Here is an 18,031-nt window from a genome sequence, read left to right on the forward strand (position 1 = left end):
GGCACCGCTCCGTTACATGCACATGCCACACACATGTCCGGCAGTCCGCAGGTCGGGGCCGCGCTCCCGCATCCACATTCCGGGACGTACGGGGAAGGCGACCCTTACCGACGTACGATGACCGGTGAGCCGCCGCCTCTAGGGAGGTCCGTTTCAGTGACCAGCCAGGTCAGCAGCAGCAGCCCCGTGCCCACGGAGCAGCCCGCGCATCCGCCGGTGATCGGCGATGTCCTGGGCGAACAGCGCAAACCGGCGAAAGAGACGAAACGCCTCGACCGGGTGATCATCCGGTTCGCCGGTGACTCCGGGGACGGAATGCAGCTCACCGGGGACCGTTTCACCTCGGAGACCGCGTCCTTCGGGAACGATCTCTCGACGCTGCCGAACTTCCCGGCCGAGATCCGGGCCCCCGCAGGCACCCTGCCGGGCGTGTCGTCGTTCCAGCTCCACTTCGCTGACCACGACATCCTCACGCCCGGCGACGCGCCCGACGTGCTGGTCGCGATGAACCCGGCCGCGCTGAAGGCGAACGTCGCCGACCTCCCGCGCGGCGCCGAGATCATCGTCAACACCGACGAGTTCACCAAGCGCGCGATGGCGAAGGTCGGATACGCCGCCAACCCGTTGGACGACGGGTCCCTGGAGGCGTACGCGATCCACCCGGTGCCGCTGACGACGCTCACCGTCGAGGCGCTCAAGGACAGCGGCCTGGCGCGCAAGGACGCCGAACGGGCGAAGAACATGTTCGCGCTCGGCCTGCTGTCGTGGATGTACCACCGGCCGACCGAGGGCACCGAGTCCTTCCTCCGCAGGAAGTTCGCCAAGAAGCCGGACATCGCGGAGGCCAATGTCACGGCCTTCCGCGCGGGCTGGAACTTCGGCGAGACCACCGAGGACTTCGCGGTCAACTACGAGGTGCAGCCCGCCTCCAGCGCCTTCCCCGCGGGCACCTACCGCAACATCTCCGGGAATCTGGCGCTGTCGTACGGCCTGATCGCCGCGAGCAGGCAGAGCGAACTGCCGCTCTTCCTCGGCTCGTACCCGATCACCCCGGCCTCCGACATCCTGCACGAGCTGTCCAAGCACAAGAATTTCGGCGTCCGCACCTTCCAGGCCGAGGACGAGATCGCCGCGATCGGCGCGGCGCTCGGCGCGTCCTTCGGCGGGTCGCTGGCCCTCACCACCACCTCGGGTCCCGGTGTGGCGCTGAAGTCGGAGACGATCGGGCTCGCCGTCAGCCTGGAGCTGCCGCTGCTGATCATCGACATCCAGCGCGGCGGCCCCTCGACCGGGCTGCCCACCAAGACCGAGCAGTCCGACCTGCTCCAGGCGATGTACGGGCGCAACGGCGAGGCGCCGGTGCCGATCGTGGCGCCCAGCACCCCGGCGGACTGCTTCGACGCGGCGCTGGAGGCGGCCAGGATCGCGGTCACGTACCGCACCCCGGTCTTCCTGCTCTCCGACGGCTATCTCGCCAACGGCTCGGAGCCGTGGCGGGTACCCGACGTCCAGGACCTGCCCGACCTGCGGGTGCAATTCGCGACCGGGCCCAACCACACGGCCGAGGACGGCACCGAGGACTTCTGGCCGTATCTGCGCGACCCGGAGACGCTGGCCCGCCCGTGGGCGGTGCCCGGCACGCCCGGCCTCGAACACCGCATCGGCGGCATCGAGAAGCAGGACGGCACCGGCAACATCTCGTACGACCCGGCCAACCACGACTTCATGACCCGCACCCGGCAGGCCAAGGTCGACGGCATCAAGGTGCCCGACCTGATCGTGGACGACCCGGAGGGCGCCGCGCGGACCCTGGTCATCGGCTGGGGTTCGACGTACGGGCCGATCACCGCGGCCGTGCGCCGCATCCGGCGCGAGGGCGGCACGATCGCGCAGGCCCATCTGCGCCATCTCAACCCCTTCCCGGCCAACCTCGGTGAGGTCCTGCGGGCGTACGACAAGGTCGTGGTGCCCGAGATGAACCTCGGCCAGCTCGCCCACCTGCTGCGCGCCAAGTATCTGGTCGACGCCCGTTCGTACACGCAGGTCACCGGGTTGCCGTTCAAGTCGGAACAGCTCGCGAAGGCCCTCGTGGAGGAGAGTGCGAATGATTGAGGCGCTGTCGCTGGTGCCCAAGGCCGAGGCGAAGCAGTCCATGAAGGACTTCAAGTCGGACCAGGAGGTGCGCTGGTGCCCGGGCTGCGGGGACTACGCGATCCTGGCCGCCGTCCAGTCCTTCATGCCGGAGCTGGGCCTGGCCCGCGAGAACGTGGTGTTCGTGTCCGGGATCGGGTGCTCGTCCCGCTTCCCGTACTACATGAACACCTACGGCATGCACTCCATCCACGGCCGCGCCCCGGCCATCGCGACGGGGCTCGCCGCCTCGCGCCGCGACCTGAGCGTGTGGGTCGTCACCGGTGACGGCGACGCGCTCTCCATCGGCGGCAATCACCTGATCCACGCGCTGCGGCGCAATGTGAACCTGAAGATCCTGCTGTTCAACAACCGGATCTACGGGCTCACCAAGGGTCAGTACAGCCCCACCTCCGAGGTCGGCAAGATCACCAAGTCGACGCCGATGGGTTCGCTGGACGCGCCCTTCAACCCGGTGTCGCTGGCGATCGGCGCCGAGGCGTCCTTCGTGGCCCGCACGATCGACTCCGACCGCAAGCACCTCCAGTCGGTGCTGCGGGCGGCGGCCGAGCACGAGGGCACGGCGCTGGTGGAGATCTACCAGAACTGCAACATCTTCAACGACGGCGCCTTCGACGTCCTGAAGGAGCGCGAGACCGCGCAGGACGCCGTGATCCGGCTGGAGCAGGGGCAGCCGATCCGCTTCGGCGCCCCCGCCGAGGACGGACTCGGTTCGAAGGGCGTCGTACGCGACCCGGCGACCGGTGACCTGAAGGTGATCGACGTGACCGTGGAGGGCAGCGCGGGAGTGCTCGTCCACGACGCGCACACCCAGTCCCCGACGACCGCTTTCGCGCTGTCGCGGCTGGCGGACGCCGACACGCTCCACCACACGCCGATCGGTGTGCTGCGGGACGTGACGCGCCCGGTGTACGACACGGAGATGTCGGACCAGCTCGAAAAGGCCGTGGTGCAGCAGGGCAAGGGCGACCTCGCCGGGCTGCTGACCGGGCGGGACACCTGGACCGTCGTCGGCTGAGGCACGGGACCGCACAAGGGCGGGGCGCGCACCCTCATCGGTGCGCGCCCCGCCCTCGTCCGTCTCTCCCGTGCTCACCGCGTGGTCCCGCTGTTGAACAGCGAGCGCGACCAGAGGTACCCGGCCAGGCCGATACCGGCGCACCAGGCGAGCGAGATCCAGGCGTCGTGGCCGATCGCCGAGCCGGTCAGCAGCCCGCGCAGGGTCTCGGTCATCGGCGTGAACGGCTGGTACTCGGCGAACCAGCGCAGACCGGGGGACATCGAGTCGGCCGGTACGAAGGCCGAGCCCAGGAACGGCAGGAACTGGACGAGCAGCGGCTTGTTGCTCGCCGACTCGACCGTCTTGGAGATCAGGCCGAGCGCCGCCGACAGCCAGGTCACCGCGAAGGCGACGGCGGCGAGCAGCCCGGCCGCCGCCAGCCACTCCAGCGGGCTCGCGTCGGGCCGGAAGCCGACCGCGAGCGCCACGCCCATGACGAGGACGAGGCTGGTCATGGTCTGGATGACGCTGCCGACGACATGGCCGGTCATGAACGAGGCCCGCGAGATGTTCATCGTGCGGAAGCGGTTGATGATGCCCTCGGTCATGTCGGTGCAGACCGCGATCGACGTGGACATGGCCCCGGCGGCCACCGCCATGATCAGGATGCCGGGCGTCAGGTACTCCAGGTACACGCTCCGGCCGCCGCCCGCCCCGAGTCCGGCGCCGATCGACCCGCCGAAGGCGTACACGAACAGCAGCAGCATGAGGATGGGCATCGCGGCCGTGCCGAAGCCGACCGCCGGGTAGCGGATCGCGTGCTTCAGATTGCGCCGCAGCATCGTCGTCGAGTCGCGCACGGCGTAGGTGAGGGTGCTGCTCATCGCGAGGTCTCCTTGGGGTGAGGGGCGGAACCGTCGCCGGTCAGGGCGAGGAAGACGTCGTCCAGGTCGGGGGTGTGCACGGAGAAGTCGGCGGTACGCACGCCGGCGGCGTCGAGCCGGTCGAGCAGCGAGCGCAGCGCGTCGAGTCCGGCGTCGCCCGCCACGCGCAGGGCCAGCTCCCCGTCGTCGCGGACCGCGCCGGGGACGGCGGCGGCGGCCCGTTCGTACTGCTCGGGGTCGGTGAACCGCAGGCGTACGTGGCTGCCGGGGATACGCGCCTTCAGCTCGTCGGGGGTGCCCTCGGCGACGATCCGGCCGCCGTCGAGCACGGCGACACGGTCGGCCAACTGGTCGGCCTCCTCCAGGTACTGCGTGGTGAGGAAGACGGTGACGCCGCTCGCGACCAGTGACCGCACGGTGTCCCACATCGTGCGGCGGCTGCGCGGGTCGAGGCCGGTCGTCGGCTCGTCCAGGAAGATCACCTTCGGGTCGCCGACCAGCGTCATGGCCAGGTCCAGGCGGCGCCGCATGCCGCCGGAGAAGAGCGCGGCGCGCTGCTTGGCGACGTCGGCGATGTCGAAGCGGGCCAGCAACTCCTGGGCCCGCGCCCGCCCTTCGGCCCTGCCGAGGTGCAGCAGGTCGGCCATGAGGAGCAGGTTCTCCTCGGCGGTGAGCAGGTTGTCGAGCGCGGCGAACTGTCCGGTGACGCCGATCGCGGCGCGGACGCCGTCCGGTGAGCCGGCCACGTCGTGGCCCGCGACCTGGGCGTGGCCGCCGTCGGCGGAGATGAGGGTGGACAGGATCTGCACGGTGGTGGTCTTGCCCGCGCCGTTGGGGCCGAGCAGCGCGAAGACGGTGCCCGCCGGGATGCGCAGGTCGATGCCGTCGAGGACGGTCTTGTCGCCGTAGGACTTGCGCAGGTCGGCGGTGGAGACGGCGGGCGGGCGCGGGTCGGCGCCCCGGGCATTTCTGGGCATGGGCATGACAGAAGAAGGCATGGAGCTCTCCCGTTTCGGGGCGTGGTGAGAGGAGCGGGGTGGGGGGCGCGCGGTGAAGGATGCGCGGTGCGCGGTGAAGGGTGGGCGATCGGCGGTGGACGATCGGCGCGCGATCGGCGGTGCGCGGTGAAGCGGCCCGGTGCGTCGGGCCGTACGTGGCGAGGGGAGGCGGGCGGATCAGCCGCGCGCGCGGAGGATCTCGATGTTGCCCCAGTTGGTCCTGGCGCGGACCGAGACGGTGTCCTCGCTCTGGCCGGGGGCCTCGGAGGCGGGGAGCCGGTTGCGCACCTGCCCGTGGCTGGAGCTGACGTCGAGCCACGCGGCGGTGCCCTCGCGGACGCCGACCTCGATGGGGCCGTTGGAGGTCTCCAACTGGACCTCGCCGCGTACGACTTCGGCGACGCGCAGGTGGCCGTTGGACGTGGTGCCGGTGACCGACGCCTCGGCGCGCGCGATGTCGATGCCGCCGTTGGTGCCGCTGACCCGCAGTTCGCCGGTGACGGCGGCGAGGGTCGTGGTGCCGTTGGAGTTCTTCAGCACGGCGGTCCCGTCGACCGTGCCGATCCGCAGGCTCCCGGAGCTGGTGGCGATCTCGGCCGGGCCCTCGACCCGGTCCACGGTGACGCTGCCGTGCGACACGGCCAGATTGAGCGGCCCGGTCGTGTCGAACCGCACGTCGCCCACCGAGACCTTCACCCGCACCTCGCCGAGCCTGCCCTCGCCGTGCACCTGCGCCCACGCGCCGGTCACCTCGACCGCCGAGCCCGTGGGCAGTTCGACCGCCACGTCCACAGCGCCCGAAGGCCCGATGAGGCGGCGGCCCTTGGGGGTCCTGATGGTCAACAGGCCGCCGGAGTAACGCACTTCGGTCTGCTCGGCCGCCTTGACGTCCTGGTCCCGCTTCGGGTCGCGGGGCCGTACCTCCACGAGGGTGTCGAGGCGGTCCTCGGCCGTGAACTGGATCGATCCGGCTTCCACGGTGCTCGTCACCGAGATGGGTTCCGGGGTGTCGAAGGGGGTGAAAGAAGGCATGGTTGTCCCGTCCTCTTGGGTCGTTGTGACGTCTCCGCAGGTGGGAGGCGGTGGGCTTCTCGCGCTTTTCGCGCTTTTCGTGCTTCGCGGCTAGCGGACCCAGCCCTTGAAGCTCTGTCCGACGGTTCTGGTGGTACGGGTCTTCTCCGTCGTACGCGGCTGGCCGCCGCCGTCGCCGACCGCCGCCGAGACGGCTCGCACCAGCCAGGCGTTGACCGACAGGCCCTCTCGGGTCGCGGCCTCCTCGGCCCGCGCCTTGAGGTGGCCCGGCAGTCGCAGATTCACCCTGGCGGTGCTGCCGTCGTCGCCCTCGACCGGTGCGGGCGGCGCCGGGGCCTGCGCCTGTGCCGGGGCCTCCTCCTGCGCATACGGCCGCGTCACCACGAAGTCCGGGTCCAGGCCCCGGAGCCGCACGTCCACCGAGCCCGGTGCCAGGTCCCGCGTGATCTCGTCCATGGCCGCCGACAGCACATTCAGCATCGTCAACCGCGTCGCCGACTCCAGCGGTGCCGTCAGGCGCTCCGCCAGCTCCCTCGCTTCTTCGCCTCCGGCTTCGGCGGCCACCGCCAGCTCGCGGCGCAGATTCTCGACATACGGCGTCAGGTCCATGACGCCATAGTGGCACCACCCTGGCACCACCCGCAACCCCCTCCCTGACACCACCCTGGCACCACGTGGCACCACCCCCCCAAGGGCCCGTCTTCAGAGGCGCGGAGAACTGCGCGCTCACCGGCCCCAAAGGGGCAGACGCGGTTGTGTTCGGGCTGAAAGCCCGGCGGGGGGCGGGCCGCGCAGTTCCCCGCGCCCCTCAAAAGACCGGCCCACCGCCCCGGCGCGTTCACCCCACGCAGGGGCTTGCTTTTAGGGGCGCGGGGAACTGCGCGACCAGCCACGACGGTGGCACCGCCAAAAAACCGGCCCACCCCCCCGGTGCGTTCACGCCACGCAAGGGCCCGACTTCAGGGGCGCGGGGAACTGCGCGACCAGCCACGACCGTGGCACCGCCAAAAAACCGGCCCCAGCGGGGCAGACGCGGTTGCGTTCGGGCTGAAAGCCCGGTGGGGGGCGGGCCGGGCAGGGCCCCGGCGAGTCTTAGAGGGTCGGCGAGCCGACCGGGGGGTGGGCGGCGTCGTAGGCGGTGCGGGCGGAGAGGACGGCGGGGACGGCGGCAGCCGTCCAGACGGAGAGGGCGCGGACCTGACCGGCGGCCTCACGGCCGAGAGGGGTGAGGGAGTAGGTGACGTGCGGCGGGATGACGGGCAGAGCCCGGCGAAGGACGAAGCCGTCCCGCTCCAGCGTGCGCAGCGTCTGGGTGAGCATCTTCTCGCTGACCCCGCCGACGGCCCGCCGCAGCTCACTGAAGCGCAGCGCCGCCCCGTCGAGCAGCTCGCACAGGACAAGAACCCCCCACCGGGAGGTGACGTGTTCGAGAATGAGCCGCTCGGGGCAACTTACGTCCATGTCGGTACCTTACTTCAAGGTGGGTACTTTCCAAGAGTTAGTGCCCGGCGTACGGTGGAGCCGAATACACCGGACCACCGCAAACAGGGAGCAAAAAGACATGAGCATCGTCGTCACAGGAGCCACCGGGCACCTCGGCCACCTCGTCATCGACGAGCTGCTCAAGCAGGTCCCGGCCACGGACGTGGCCGCCGTCGTGCGGGACGAGGCCAAGGCCGCCGACCTGGCGGAGCGCGGCGTGGAGCTGCGGATCGCGGACTACAACCACCCCGAGACGCTGAAGGACGCCTTCAACGCGGGCGACAAGGTCCTGCTGATCTCGGGCAGCGAGGTCGGCCGCCGCATCGCGCAGCACAGCGCCGTCGTGGACGCGGCGGCGGCCTCGGGCGTGGCGCTGCTGGCGTACACCGGCATCCTCGGCGGCCCGGACGCCGACCTGAAGCTGGCGGACGAGCACAAGGCGACCGAGACGTACATCCTGGCCTCGGGCCTGCCCTACGTGTTCCTGCGCAACGGCTGGTACAGCGAGGTCCAGACCGAGAATCTGGCCCCGGTCCTGGAGCACGGCGCCGTCATCGGCAACGCGGGCGACGGCCGGGTCGCGAGCGCGGCCCGCGCCGACTACGCCGCCGCGGCCGCCGCCGTCCTGACCGGTGAGGGCCACGAGAACACGGCGTACGAGCTGAGCGGCGACACGGCGTGGAGCTTCGCCGAGTACGCGGCACTGGTCGCCGAGCTGACCGGCAGGGAGATCACGTACAAGAACGTCCCGGCCGAGACGCGCCAGTCGATCCTCGAAGGCGCGGGCGTCCCGGCGGACTTCGCGGCCATCCTGGTCGACGTGGACCACGCCATCGAGCGCGGCCTGCTCGCGCGCACCAACGGCGAGCTGTCCCGGCTGATCGGCCGCCCCACGACCCCGATCCGCGAGACCCTGGCCGCCACCCTCAAGGACACGTCCAAGGACACACCCAAGGCGTGACCACGGCCTGACCCGGCGTGACCACGACCTGACCACGACCTGCCCCCGGCCTGCACCACCCCCGCACACGACAGAGGTCCCCGGCTGTTCCGGCCGGGGACCTCCCCCGTTCACGCCCCCGCCCCGGAGCGTTGCTTGTCTTCGCGGGACGGCGCGTCCTCGTGAACAGACGGCGGGGCGGCCTCGACGCAGCGCCCCGAGGACCCCACCGTGACCACGGCCACCGCACCGCCGCACCCGCGGGACCCGCCGCGCCTGGACATCCAGGGGCTGCGCGCCGTCGCGGTCACCCTCGTCGTCCTCGCGCACGCGGGCGTCGGCGCGGTCGCGGGCGGATACGTCGGCGTCGACGTCTTCTTCGTCGTCTCGGGCTTCCTGATCACCTCGCTGCTGACCCGCGAGTCCCGCGCCACCGGCCGCATATCGGTCAGGGACTTCTACGCCCGCCGCGCGGTGCGCCTGCTGCCCGCCGCGACCCTCGTCGTGCTCTGCACGCTCGCGGGCTGCCGGCTCTTCCTGTCGAAGATCCGCTTCGCGCAGTACGCGGGGGACGCGCTCGGCAGCTCGCTCTACGCCGTCAACTTCCGGCTGGCCGCCGCCGGTACGGACTACCTCGGCGCGAGCGAACCGCCCTCCCCCTTCCAGCACTTCTGGTCGCTGGCGGTGGAGGAGCAGTTCTATCTGCTCTGGCCGCTGCTGCTCGTCCTGTGCCTGCGGTGGCGCCGCCGCCCCGCGCTCCCGGCGGCCCTGGCCCTCACCGCCCTCAGCGCGGCCTCCTTCGCGCTGAGTCTCGCCCTCACCCGCTCCTCCCCCTCCTGGGCCTACTTCGGCTCCCCCGCCCGCTTCTGGGAGCTGGGCGCGGGCGCGCTGCTCGCCCTCGGCGCGCACCGGCTGGACATCCGAGCCCCCCTCGCGGCGGCCCTGAGCTGGGCGGGCCTGACCGGCATCGTCGTGGCCGCGCTGACGTACGACGACGCCACGCCCTTCCCCGGCCGTTACGCGCTCCTGCCGGTCGTCGGCACCCTCCTCGTCCTCGCGGGCGGCCGATCCCCCGGCCACTCCCCGACCCACGCCCACGGCCACTCCCCGACCCGCACCCGCACCCACACCCACACCCCCTCCCCCGCCCGCTACGGCGCCCGACTCCTGCTCGCCCGGCGGCCGGTCGCCCGGCTCGGCGGCCTCTCCTACGGCTGGTACCTGTGGCACTGGCCCCTGCTGGTCATCGGACCCGCGGCGCTGAACACCGCGCCCTCCACCGGTCTCGCCCTGGCCCTGTGCGCGGTCGCGCTGGCACTGGCCTGGGCGACGCTGCGGCTGGTGGAGAACCCGATACGGTTCCACGCCGCCTTCCGCCGCCGTCCGGCCCTGGCGCTGCGGCTCGGCGGCGGCCTGTCGGCGGGCGCCGCGGTGGCCGTGCTGACCGCCGCCCACTTCCCGCCCGCGGTCGACTCCGGCAGACCCGCGCCCGACCTGCGGCGGGAGCTGACGGCGGCGCGCGACCCCGCGCTGCGGCTCGGGCAGCTCCTGCGGACCTCGGGTCCGAGCCTGCCGAGCAATCTCACCCCGCCCCTGGCCGAGGTCAAGCCGGTGCGCTCGGCGGTCTACCGGGACGGCTGCCACGCGGGCTACGCGCGTACGAGCACACCCCCGTGCGTCTACGGCGACCCGTCCGCGGCAACCACCGTCGTCCTCTTCGGCGACTCGCACGCCGCCCAGTGGTTCCCCGCGCTCGACCGGCTGGCGCGCGAACGGCACTGGAAACTGGTGTCGTTGACGAAGGCGTCGTGCAACGCCGCGACGGTGACGACCGTTTACCAGGGCGGCCCCGCCGTCTGCGACACCTGGCGCCGCGCGGCGGTCGCCCGGATCGCCGCGCTCCGCCCCGGTCTCGTCCTCGTCTCGTCCTCGGACGCGGGCCGCCCGCTGCACCCGGCCGCCGATCCCGTACGGCAGTGGACGGACGGCTTCCGCGCCACCTTCACCGCGCTCGCGGCCTCGGGCGCGCGGGTCGCCGCCCTGCTCGACACCCCCTGGCCCGCCTCCGACGCCGTCGAGTGCGCGGCGGCCCACCCGCTGCGGCTCGGCCACTGCGCGAGCCGGCTGCCCGACGCGCTCCGGGACCCGGCGCGGCAGGGCGCGGTACGGGCGGCGGCGACGGCGGCAGGCGCCGCCGTGATCGACCCCGCGCCCTGGCTGTGCGCCACGGACGGTGCCTGCCCGGTGCTCGCGGGCGACACCCTGGTCTACCGCGACGACAGCCACATGTCCGAGACGTACGCCGACGCGCTGGCCCCGGTCCTCGGCCGCCGCCTGACCGCCCTCCTGCCGTAAGGCGGTGCCGCCCGGCCCCGGCCACCGGCCTGTCATGACCGTGGAGCGGAACGGACATGACAGGCCGGGGCGGCTGCCGCTACCGTCGTCACGTCGCGCGCCGACGGCGGGTCGTACGGCCGGGGCGGTACGGGAAGGGGTCGGGATGAACGAGCGGCGCGCGGGACTGGTCTACGGCTTCGCGGCCTACGGCATGTGGGGCCTGTTCCCGCTGTTCTGGCCGCTGCTCGAACCGGCGGGAGCGCTGGAGATCCTGGCCCACCGGATGGTGTGGGCGCTGGTGGTGGTCGCCGTGATCCTGCTGGCGATGCGCCGCTGGGCGTGGATATCCGAACTGGTCAGGCAGCCCGGGCGGCTCGGCCTGATCGCCGTCGCCGCCGTCTTCGTCTCCGTCAACTGGGGCCTGTACATCTGGGCCGTCAACGCGGGCCATGTGGTGGAGGCTTCGCTCGGCTACTTCATCAACCCGCTGGTCACCATCGCGCTCGGCGTCCTCGTCCTGCACGAGCGGCTGCGCCCGGTGCAGTGGGCGGCGGTCGGCGTCGGCGCGCTGGCCGTCGTCGTCCTCACCGTCGGATACGGGCGGCTGCCGTGGATCGCCCTCTCGCTCGCCTTCTCCTTCGGCGTCTACGGCCTGGCGAAGAAGCAGATCAACATGGGCGGCCTGGAGTCGCTGGCCGCCGAGACCTCGGTGCAGTTCCTGCCCGCGCTGGTCTTCCTCGTCGTGCTCGGCGCGCGCGGCGACTCGACCTTCACCCACCACGGCCCCGGCCACGCCGCCCTGCTGGCCGCCTGCGGCCTGGTCACGGCGGGGCCGCTGGTCTGTTTCGGCATGGCGGCGACCCGGCTCCCGCTGTCCACCATCGGCCTCATGCAGTATCTGACGCCCGTCTTCCAGTTCCTGATCGGCGTGCTCCACTTCCACGAGGAGATGCCCCCCGAGCGCTGGGCCGGTTTCCTGATGGTGTGGGCGGCGCTCGTCCTGCTCACCTGGGACGCGATCAGGGGCGCACACCGCGGGCGTACGGAAGCGCGCGCGGCGCGCCAGGCCCCGGCGGTCGTGGAGTCCCCGGAGGCGACCGACTCCCCGCTGCCCGGCTGAGCCGTACGGGCGAGCGCCGACGTCCACTCGGGTGACACGGACACCGCCGCCGATTGGGTGATCTGACGAGGGGTCATGCGAAGGACGTACTCGTCCGGCGGTCAGGCGCCGGGCCGCCCGAAGTGCAGGAGAACGCGTCGTGCGCATGCCGGCCAACAGACTCACCACGAGAACGGCCCGGGGGCTGGCCGCGGCGGCCACGGCCGCCGTCATGATCCCGCTGGCCGCGAGCCCGGCCGTGGCGGCGGGTTCCGCCTACGGGAGCTGGAGTCCCGAGGTGCTGCACGTGCCCGTGACCGGCTTCCCCGATGCCACCTTCAGCACCGACAGCAGCTCGCCGTCCATCCCCGGCGGCACCTCGACCTTCCTCAACGGCTCCACCCCCTTCGGCGCCGAGTACGGCAGCTCGCGCGGGCAGAACTACCTCGCCCTGCGCCCCTCGACCGGCGGCACCAACGGCCGGCCGTCCCTCACCACCGTCACCTTCGCCGCCGCCACCCCGGTCGGCTGGGGCTTCACCCTCGGCGACATCGACGCCGACCAGGTGCGGATCAGCGCGACCGGCGCGGGCGGTGTACGGCTGACGGCGGCGCAGCTCGGCTTCCAGTCGACCTTCAACTACTGCGTGGGCACGCCGAAGCCGTCCTCGTGCGGCTCCGGCCCGAACACCGACGTGCCCACCTGGGACCCCGCGACCTCGACGCTGCGCGGCAACGTGCTCGACACCAACGGCGCCTCCGGCTGGTTCCGCCCGACGGCCCCGGTGACCTCGGTCTCCTTCACCTACAGCGTGCTCAGCGGATCGCCGGTCTACCAGATCTGGATGGCCGCCCCGGACGCCGACATCAGCGGCACGGTCGCCTCGGACTGCGGCATCCCGCCCGGCACGTCGGTACGGCTGCGCACCGCGACCGGCGCCGCCGTGCTCGACAGCGCGGGCCAGCCGGTGGCGGCGGCCGTCGACGCCGACGGCGCGTACTCCTTCTCCGGCGTGGCCACCGGCCGCTTCCGGGTCGTGCTGCCGGTGCCCGCCGGGTACACGGCGACCGGCGCGACCAGCCGGACCGCCGACACCTCGGGCGGTGACGTGCGCGGCGCCGACTTCCGGATCGGCTGTACGCCCGAGCCCGCGCCGCCGGTGACCGTCCCCGGGAACGGCGGCCCGGTCCGGGTCCCGGTCACCCCCGACCGCGCGCCCCACACCCCGGTCACCGTCCCCGAGCCGCCGGACCACGGAAAGGTCGCGGTCGAGGGAGACCACCTCGTCTACACGCCCGACAAGGGCTACGCGGGCAAGGACTCCTTCATCTACAAGGTGACGGCGAAGGACGGGCAGCCGAAGTTCGTGAAGGTGAGCGTGGACGTCACCAGGCCGAAGCCGACGCCGACGCCGCCCAAGCCGCACCCCGCTCCCCCGGCCAACCACCCGCAGCCGCAGCAGACCGGCCCCGAACTGGCCGCCTCGGGCGCCGACGGTCCCCTCGCCATGGTCGCGGGCGGCCTCGTCGCCGCCGGGGCCCTCGCGGTGACCGCCACCCGCGCGCGGAAGCGCCGCCGCTGACCCCTGCCTTCGTGTACGGCTCCGCGCCCGCCGGTACGGTTCCCGGCGGGCGCGGTCACGTTCACCCGCGCGTCACCGCCCGAGGCCGCACTCCGCCCAGACCATCTTCCCGACGCCGTCCCGCTCCCCGACGCCCCAATGCCCGGGCCCCGCGACCGCGTTGACCAGCGCGAGCCCGCGCCCGTCCTCGTCGCTCTCCGCCGCGACCCGTGGCTCGGGCCGCCCGTCCCCCGCGTCGTGCACCTCGATCCGCACACCGCCCGGCGTCCGCACGTACCGCGTCTGCACATCGCGCCCGGCGACCCGCGCGTGCACGACGGCGTTCGTGAATAACTCCGACAGGATCAAGACGGCGGAATCCGTGAGGTCTTCCAGTCCCCAGCCCTTGAGGGCCGTTTCCAGTTCGTGCCGCGCCCGCCCCACCGAACGCGGCGTACGCGGCCACAACCGGGCGACCGTTCGGGATTCGGCACCGGGCGGCTCGCCCGCCGATTCGTCGGACTGTCCAGGTGGTTCTCGGTGCATGGCCGTGCCTTCCCTCGTCGCCGAATCCCATTGACGCCGGGGCCCCCTTGTCGCCACGTCGGGGGCCCCGACGGAGGACTCACCCGGGCGCCCACGGGGAGTGGCGCCGCACGGGGGTCCTCGCCACCCGTCGCGGGGCGCGGCACCCACGCGACGGGAATCGGTACGTACTTGGCAGCGCCAAGCACCGCGCCGCATCGCGGTGCGAAGTAGCGCGTAGTACGAGAGTAGGCGCGGAATTGGCCGCGCCGCAACCAGAACAGGCGCACGCGTGCAATCCGGTGCGTCAACGGCGTCGCGTGGCCCTAGAGTTGTGCCCGGTACGTGACCGGGCGTGCCGAGGAGGGAGCCGACCCATGCCCGCAGGGGGACGGCCGACCGTGCGCAGCAGGCGACTCGGGTCGGCCCTGAAAAAGTACAGAACCGCAGCTCAGCTCGATCAACCACAGGCCGCCGAGGTGATCGCGGTCAGCGCCAGCAAGATCAGCCGCATCGAAACCGGCCACATCAGCACCCGCGTCATCGAACTGCGCCTGCTCCTCGACGCGTACGGCGTGACCGATCCCGAAGTGCGTTCTCGGCTCGAAGAGTTGGCCAAGGGGTCGAACCGGCGCGGTTGGTGGCTGGAGCACGCTGCGCACCTACGCGCGGACTACTTGGACCACATCTCGCTTGAGGATGACGCGACGTACATCCGCGAGTGGCAGCCCAACCTGATCCCCGGACTGCTCCAAGTCCCCGCGTACGCGGAGGCGGTGATCACAAGTGCTCCGCACTTCATCGACCCGGAGCGGGTCTCGCAGCTCGTCAAGGTGCGGCAGGACCGTCAGGTAAAAATCGACGAGGTCGAGGGCTCGGCGAACTACACGGTCATCATCTGGGAACCGGTGATCATCCACTCGATCGTCAAACCCGAGGTCTACCAACAGCAATTGGCCCATATTCTTGAGGTCGGCCAAAGGCAGAACGTGACGCTACAGGTGCTATCGATTTCAGCCGGAGTCAAGGCGTCAATGCCCGCCGCGTTTTCGAGCTTCTCCTTCGACAGCGAACCCGTGGTCGAGGCAGTCACGTTGGACAATCTCCGGGGGGCCTCCATCCTGGAAGCCGCCGAGGATTTGACCGCTTACGCTCTCGCATTTGATCAACTACGATCGGCAGCACTGGCCCCGGATGCAAGCGCGCGGCTCATCCGAGGCGCACTACAGAGAAGCAAGGACGACACAAAGTGACCCCTAAGGTAATAGGGCCCTTCCGGAAGTCCTCGTACTCCGGGGCGGAAAACAACTGCGTGGAGGTCGCCGCCACGGCCGGCGGAGGGCGGGCCGTGCGGGACAGCAAGGACCCGGCCGGTCCGAGCCTCTACTTCACGCCCACCGAGTGGACCGCCTTCCTCGCGGGTACGCGAAACGGCGAGTTCGCTCACTAAGGCACCACGCGCCACGCGAAGGCCCCCGGAGTCGCCACCGGGGGCCTTCGCCATGTCGGCGGGCCAACGGCATGCTGCCGTCGACCAGCGTGCGGAAGTACGGATGGTTCAGGACCCCGGTATCGGCGACGACGCGTTTGGCGTGCGCCGTCACCAACGGGGCTGCGGGCGCCCGCAGATGGGTGGTCACCGCTGTTCCCCTGGCAGGGCTCCCAGGAGGCGGTGGCCCCGGTCGGCCGGGTCGGTGCCCGAGCCGTCGGTGTCGATGACGAGCACTGGGGGCCGCTGAGCGGGCCGGGTTACGGCATCAGGTGGGCGCTTGAGGGGTGAGCGTGTGCTGGAGGCGGGTGACGGTCGCCCGCCAGGGGCCGTCAGGGGGCTCGTCCCAGAGCTCCAGCAGCTCGGAGGGTTCGGTGACGACCCGGTCCAGGGCCCTGAGGGCCGTGGCGCGCAGCGGTGTGAGGTCCGCGAGCGGCTGCTTAGGCCCGTAGTCGGGGTCGATGGGCTCACCGCCGGGGCACTGGGCGGCGACCAGCGCGGCGGCGGCGACGGCCTCTTCGGAGATGTCCGCGTCGAGGTCGCCCGTCGTGTCGATCACGCGGACGAGGGCGTCGCGGACGATGCCGGGGCGCGCGTCGGGGCTCGCCTCGTCGAGGGTGTCGCTGAGGTCCCACGCGGTGTCGTTGTCGAAGGGGCCGACGTGCCAGGTGCCCATGTCCTTCTCCCGCCGCTCAGACGGCCGCCGCGCCCAACGCCTCCGTCAGGGCGCTGAGGGTGGGGCCGAGGGGCAGGTCGAGGGTGAGCGCGGCCAGGTCGTCGCCCCTGGTGGGGCCCTGGTTGACGATCGCCACCGGGGTGCCCTGGCGGGCGGCGCGGCGGACGAAGCGCAGCCCCGACATCACGGTGAGGGACGAGCCCAGGACGAGCAGGGCGGGGGCGGCGTCGACCAGGGCGAAGGCGCGGTGGACCCGCTCGGGCGGCACATTCTCGCCGAAGAAGACCACGTCCGGCTTGAGCGTGCCGGTGCCGCAGACCTCGCAGGGCACGAGCCGGAACCGCTCGGTGCTCCCCGCCGGGAGTTCGGCGTCGCCGTCCGCGTTGGTGTGGGCGACGGCGGTGGCGCGGAAGCCGGGGTTCGCCTCGTCCAGGCGCTCGTCCAGCCGCGTACGGTCGCTGAGGTCGCCGCAGTCCAGGCACACCACCCGGTCCAGCCTGCCGTGCAGGTCGATCGCCTCCGCCGTACCGGCCGCCGCGTGCAGCCCGTCCACATTCTGCGTGATCACCCCGGTCACCGCGCCCGCCCGCACGAGCCGCGCCACCGCCCGGTGCCCGTCGTTCGGCAGCGCCCGCGCGATCGTCCGCCACCCGAGGTGGCTGCGCGCCCAGTACCGGCGCCTGGCCGCCTCTTCCCCGACGAACTCCTGATACGTCATCGGCGCCGACGTCCGCCGCCGCCCCGTCACCCCGCGGTAGTCCGGAATCCCCGACTCCGTCGACAGCCCCGCCCCGCTGAGCACCACGGCCGGCCGCCCGGCCAGGAACCCGGCCAGCACGTCCACGCCTTCCCCCAGCCCCCCGCCGACCCCGGTCTCCATACCGGCAGCGTACGCCCGCCTGACGGGCGCTAGGGGCCTGTCCTAGGCCGTCACGTCGCGGGTGGTGAAGCGGGCCCAGGCGGCCGAGCCGAAGACGGCGGCGTAGAGGGCCTGGAGGCCGAGGTTCTTGGCGATGCCGGTCCAGGTGACGGGGTCGCGGAGGATGTCGGCGAAGCTGAGCCAGTAGTGGGGGAAGAGGTAGGGCTGGAAGGCGTGGAGCTGGGGAATGTTGTCGATGATCTGGACGGTGATGAGCAGGCCGACGGTGGCGGCCATGGCGCCGATGCCGCTGTCGGTGAGGGTCGAGATGAACAGGCCCAGCGCGCCGATGCCGACCAGGGAGGCCGCGACCAGGACCGCGATCAGCAGGCAGCGCAGCATGCCGTCCGAGAGGGAGATCGTCGTGCCCGACAGCAGCGTGACGTCTCCGACCGGGAAGAGCGCGAAGCCGACGATCAGCGCCGAGACGGCGACCACCAGGGTGGCCGCCAGGCAGAAGGCCAGCACGGACGCGTACTTGGCGAGCAGCAGGCGGGTGCGGCCCGCCGGGGCCACCAGCAGATAGCGCAGCGTGCCGCCGCTGGCCTCGCCCGCGATCGAGTCGCCCGCGATCACCCCGATCGCCATCGGGAGGAAGAACGGGAGCGTGGCCGCCAGGGCGGCGAACGTCAGGAACAGGCCGTTGTTGCTCACCTGCTCGATGAACGCCGGGCCGTTGCCGTTCCCGTCCGGCCCCCCGCCCCCGCCGAGCGACCCCCCGTTACGCGTCTCGATCCGCACCGCCACGCCGACCAGCAGCGGCACCCCCGCCAGCACCGCGAACAGCGCCAGCGTCCGCCACCGCCGGAACACGGTGACCAGCTCCGACCGGAACAGCCCGAAGCTCCAGAGCAGCCGGGGCGTGCGCGGCCCGGACGGCGGCTCGGTGGCCACGGTGCCCGCGGCGGCTCCGGCTTCGGTCCCGGGGGGATCGGTGG

17 protein-coding genes are annotated in these 18,031 nt (G+C 72.2%); 8 read left to right on the plus strand and 9 right to left on the minus strand.

Features of this window, described 5'->3' with window-relative positions; genetic code table 11:
• Positions 1–156 precede the first annotated feature (156 nt).
• Positions 157–2,112: a 2-oxoacid:acceptor oxidoreductase subunit alpha gene (locus tag ACFY9V_RS27955; protein WP_391050402.1), complete on the plus strand. Its 1,956-nt coding sequence runs from the start codon at positions 157–159 to the stop codon at positions 2,110–2,112.
• On the plus strand, positions 2,105–3,169 hold the full coding sequence (locus tag ACFY9V_RS27960; protein WP_355340369.1) for a 2-oxoacid:ferredoxin oxidoreductase subunit beta: 1,065 nt from the start codon (positions 2,105–2,107) through the stop codon (positions 3,167–3,169). The genes ACFY9V_RS27955 and ACFY9V_RS27960 overlap by 8 nt, the downstream gene beginning before the upstream one ends.
• 74 nt (positions 3,170–3,243) lie before the next feature.
• Here ACFY9V_RS27960 and ACFY9V_RS27965 read toward each other — a convergent pair whose 3' ends face one another.
• From ACFY9V_RS27965 to ACFY9V_RS27985, 5 genes are all read right to left on the minus strand, one after another.
• Positions 3,244–4,035 carry an ABC transporter permease gene (locus ACFY9V_RS27965; RefSeq protein WP_355340372.1) on the minus strand — a complete coding sequence of 264 codons (792 nt, stop codon included), beginning with the start codon at positions 4,033–4,035 and terminating at the stop codon, positions 3,244–3,246.
• Complete coding sequence (locus tag ACFY9V_RS27970; RefSeq protein ID WP_391163554.1) at positions 4,032–5,018, minus strand: ATP-binding cassette domain-containing protein; 987 nt, start codon at positions 5,016–5,018, stop codon at positions 4,032–4,034. The genes ACFY9V_RS27965 and ACFY9V_RS27970 overlap by 4 nt, the downstream gene beginning before the upstream one ends.
• 192 nt (positions 5,019–5,210) lie before the next feature.
• Complete coding sequence (locus ACFY9V_RS27975) at positions 5,211–6,065, minus strand: DUF4097 family beta strand repeat-containing protein (protein WP_355340375.1); 855 nt, start codon at positions 6,063–6,065, stop codon at positions 5,211–5,213.
• Between the two features lie 90 nt (positions 6,066–6,155).
• A complete protein-coding gene (locus ACFY9V_RS27980) occupies positions 6,156–6,674 on the minus strand; it encodes a toxin-antitoxin system HicB family antitoxin (protein WP_355340378.1) in 519 nt (172 codons plus the stop codon).
• A gap of 483 nt (positions 6,675–7,157) precedes the next feature.
• Positions 7,158–7,526 carry a winged helix-turn-helix transcriptional regulator gene (locus tag ACFY9V_RS27985; RefSeq protein ID WP_391163476.1) on the minus strand — a complete coding sequence of 123 codons (369 nt, stop codon included), beginning with the start codon at positions 7,524–7,526 and terminating at the stop codon, positions 7,158–7,160.
• Between the two features lie 100 nt (positions 7,527–7,626).
• Between ACFY9V_RS27985 and ACFY9V_RS27990 the strand changes: the two genes are divergently transcribed.
• The 4 genes from ACFY9V_RS27990 to ACFY9V_RS28005 all read left to right on the plus strand — a co-directional run bounded on the left by ACFY9V_RS27990 (position 7,627) and on the right by ACFY9V_RS28005 (position 13,505).
• Positions 7,627–8,508 carry an NAD(P)H-binding protein gene (locus ACFY9V_RS27990; RefSeq protein ID WP_391163478.1) on the plus strand — a complete coding sequence of 294 codons (882 nt, stop codon included), beginning with the start codon at positions 7,627–7,629 and terminating at the stop codon, positions 8,506–8,508.
• Positions 8,509–8,718: 210 nt separating this feature from the next.
• The gene (locus ACFY9V_RS27995; protein ID WP_391163480.1) at positions 8,719–10,842 is read left to right on the plus strand and encodes an SGNH hydrolase domain-containing protein; all 2,124 of its coding nucleotides are present in this window, start codon (positions 8,719–8,721) and stop codon (positions 10,840–10,842) included.
• Positions 10,843–10,987: 145 nt separating this feature from the next.
• The gene (gene rarD, locus ACFY9V_RS28000) at positions 10,988–11,944 is read left to right on the plus strand and encodes an EamA family transporter RarD (RefSeq protein ID WP_355340390.1); all 957 of its coding nucleotides are present in this window, start codon (positions 10,988–10,990) and stop codon (positions 11,942–11,944) included.
• A 145-nt stretch (positions 11,945–12,089) separates the two neighbouring features.
• Positions 12,090–13,505, plus strand: a complete 1,416-nt coding sequence (locus tag ACFY9V_RS28005) for an Ig-like domain-containing protein (protein WP_391163483.1) — start codon at positions 12,090–12,092, stop codon at positions 13,503–13,505.
• A 72-nt stretch (positions 13,506–13,577) separates the two neighbouring features.
• On the opposite strand, the gene ACFY9V_RS28010 is transcribed toward ACFY9V_RS28005, so the two are convergent.
• The gene (locus ACFY9V_RS28010) at positions 13,578–14,030 is read right to left on the minus strand and encodes an ATP-binding protein (protein WP_355340396.1); all 453 of its coding nucleotides are present in this window, start codon (positions 14,028–14,030) and stop codon (positions 13,578–13,580) included.
• A 356-nt stretch (positions 14,031–14,386) separates the two neighbouring features.
• Between ACFY9V_RS28010 and ACFY9V_RS28015 the strand changes: the two genes are divergently transcribed.
• Both ACFY9V_RS28015 and ACFY9V_RS28020 read left to right on the plus strand, forming a co-directional pair.
• Positions 14,387–15,262 (plus strand): helix-turn-helix transcriptional regulator, encoded by an 876-nt coding sequence (locus ACFY9V_RS28015; protein WP_355340399.1) that lies wholly within the window; start codon positions 14,387–14,389, stop codon positions 15,260–15,262.
• Positions 15,259–15,459, plus strand: coding sequence for a DUF397 domain-containing protein (locus ACFY9V_RS28020; protein WP_355340402.1), 201 nt, complete (start codon positions 15,259–15,261; stop codon positions 15,457–15,459). The genes ACFY9V_RS28015 and ACFY9V_RS28020 overlap by 4 nt, the downstream gene beginning before the upstream one ends.
• A 307-nt stretch (positions 15,460–15,766) precedes the next feature.
• Here the strand turns inward: ACFY9V_RS28020 and ACFY9V_RS28025 are convergent, their stop codons facing one another.
• From ACFY9V_RS28025 to ACFY9V_RS28035, 3 genes are read right to left on the minus strand one after another with little or no spacing between them, the layout of a single operon-like run.
• Positions 15,767–16,174, minus strand: a complete 408-nt coding sequence (locus tag ACFY9V_RS28025; protein ID WP_391163486.1) for a DUF4259 domain-containing protein — start codon at positions 16,172–16,174, stop codon at positions 15,767–15,769.
• Between the two features lie 16 nt (positions 16,175–16,190).
• Positions 16,191–17,054 carry an NAD-dependent protein deacetylase gene (locus tag ACFY9V_RS28030; protein ID WP_391163488.1) on the minus strand — a complete coding sequence of 288 codons (864 nt, stop codon included), beginning with the start codon at positions 17,052–17,054 and terminating at the stop codon, positions 16,191–16,193.
• Positions 17,055–17,096: 42 nt separating this feature from the next.
• On the minus strand, positions 17,097–17,987 hold the full coding sequence (locus tag ACFY9V_RS28035; RefSeq protein WP_355340408.1) for an ABC transporter permease subunit: 891 nt from the start codon (positions 17,985–17,987) through the stop codon (positions 17,097–17,099).
• Between the last annotated feature and the right edge of the window lie 44 nt (positions 17,988–18,031).

The sequence above is a fragment of the Streptomyces sp. NPDC008317 genome (assembly GCF_042955955.1).
Classification (GTDB): Bacteria; Actinomycetota; Actinomycetes; order Streptomycetales; family Streptomycetaceae; genus Actinacidiphila.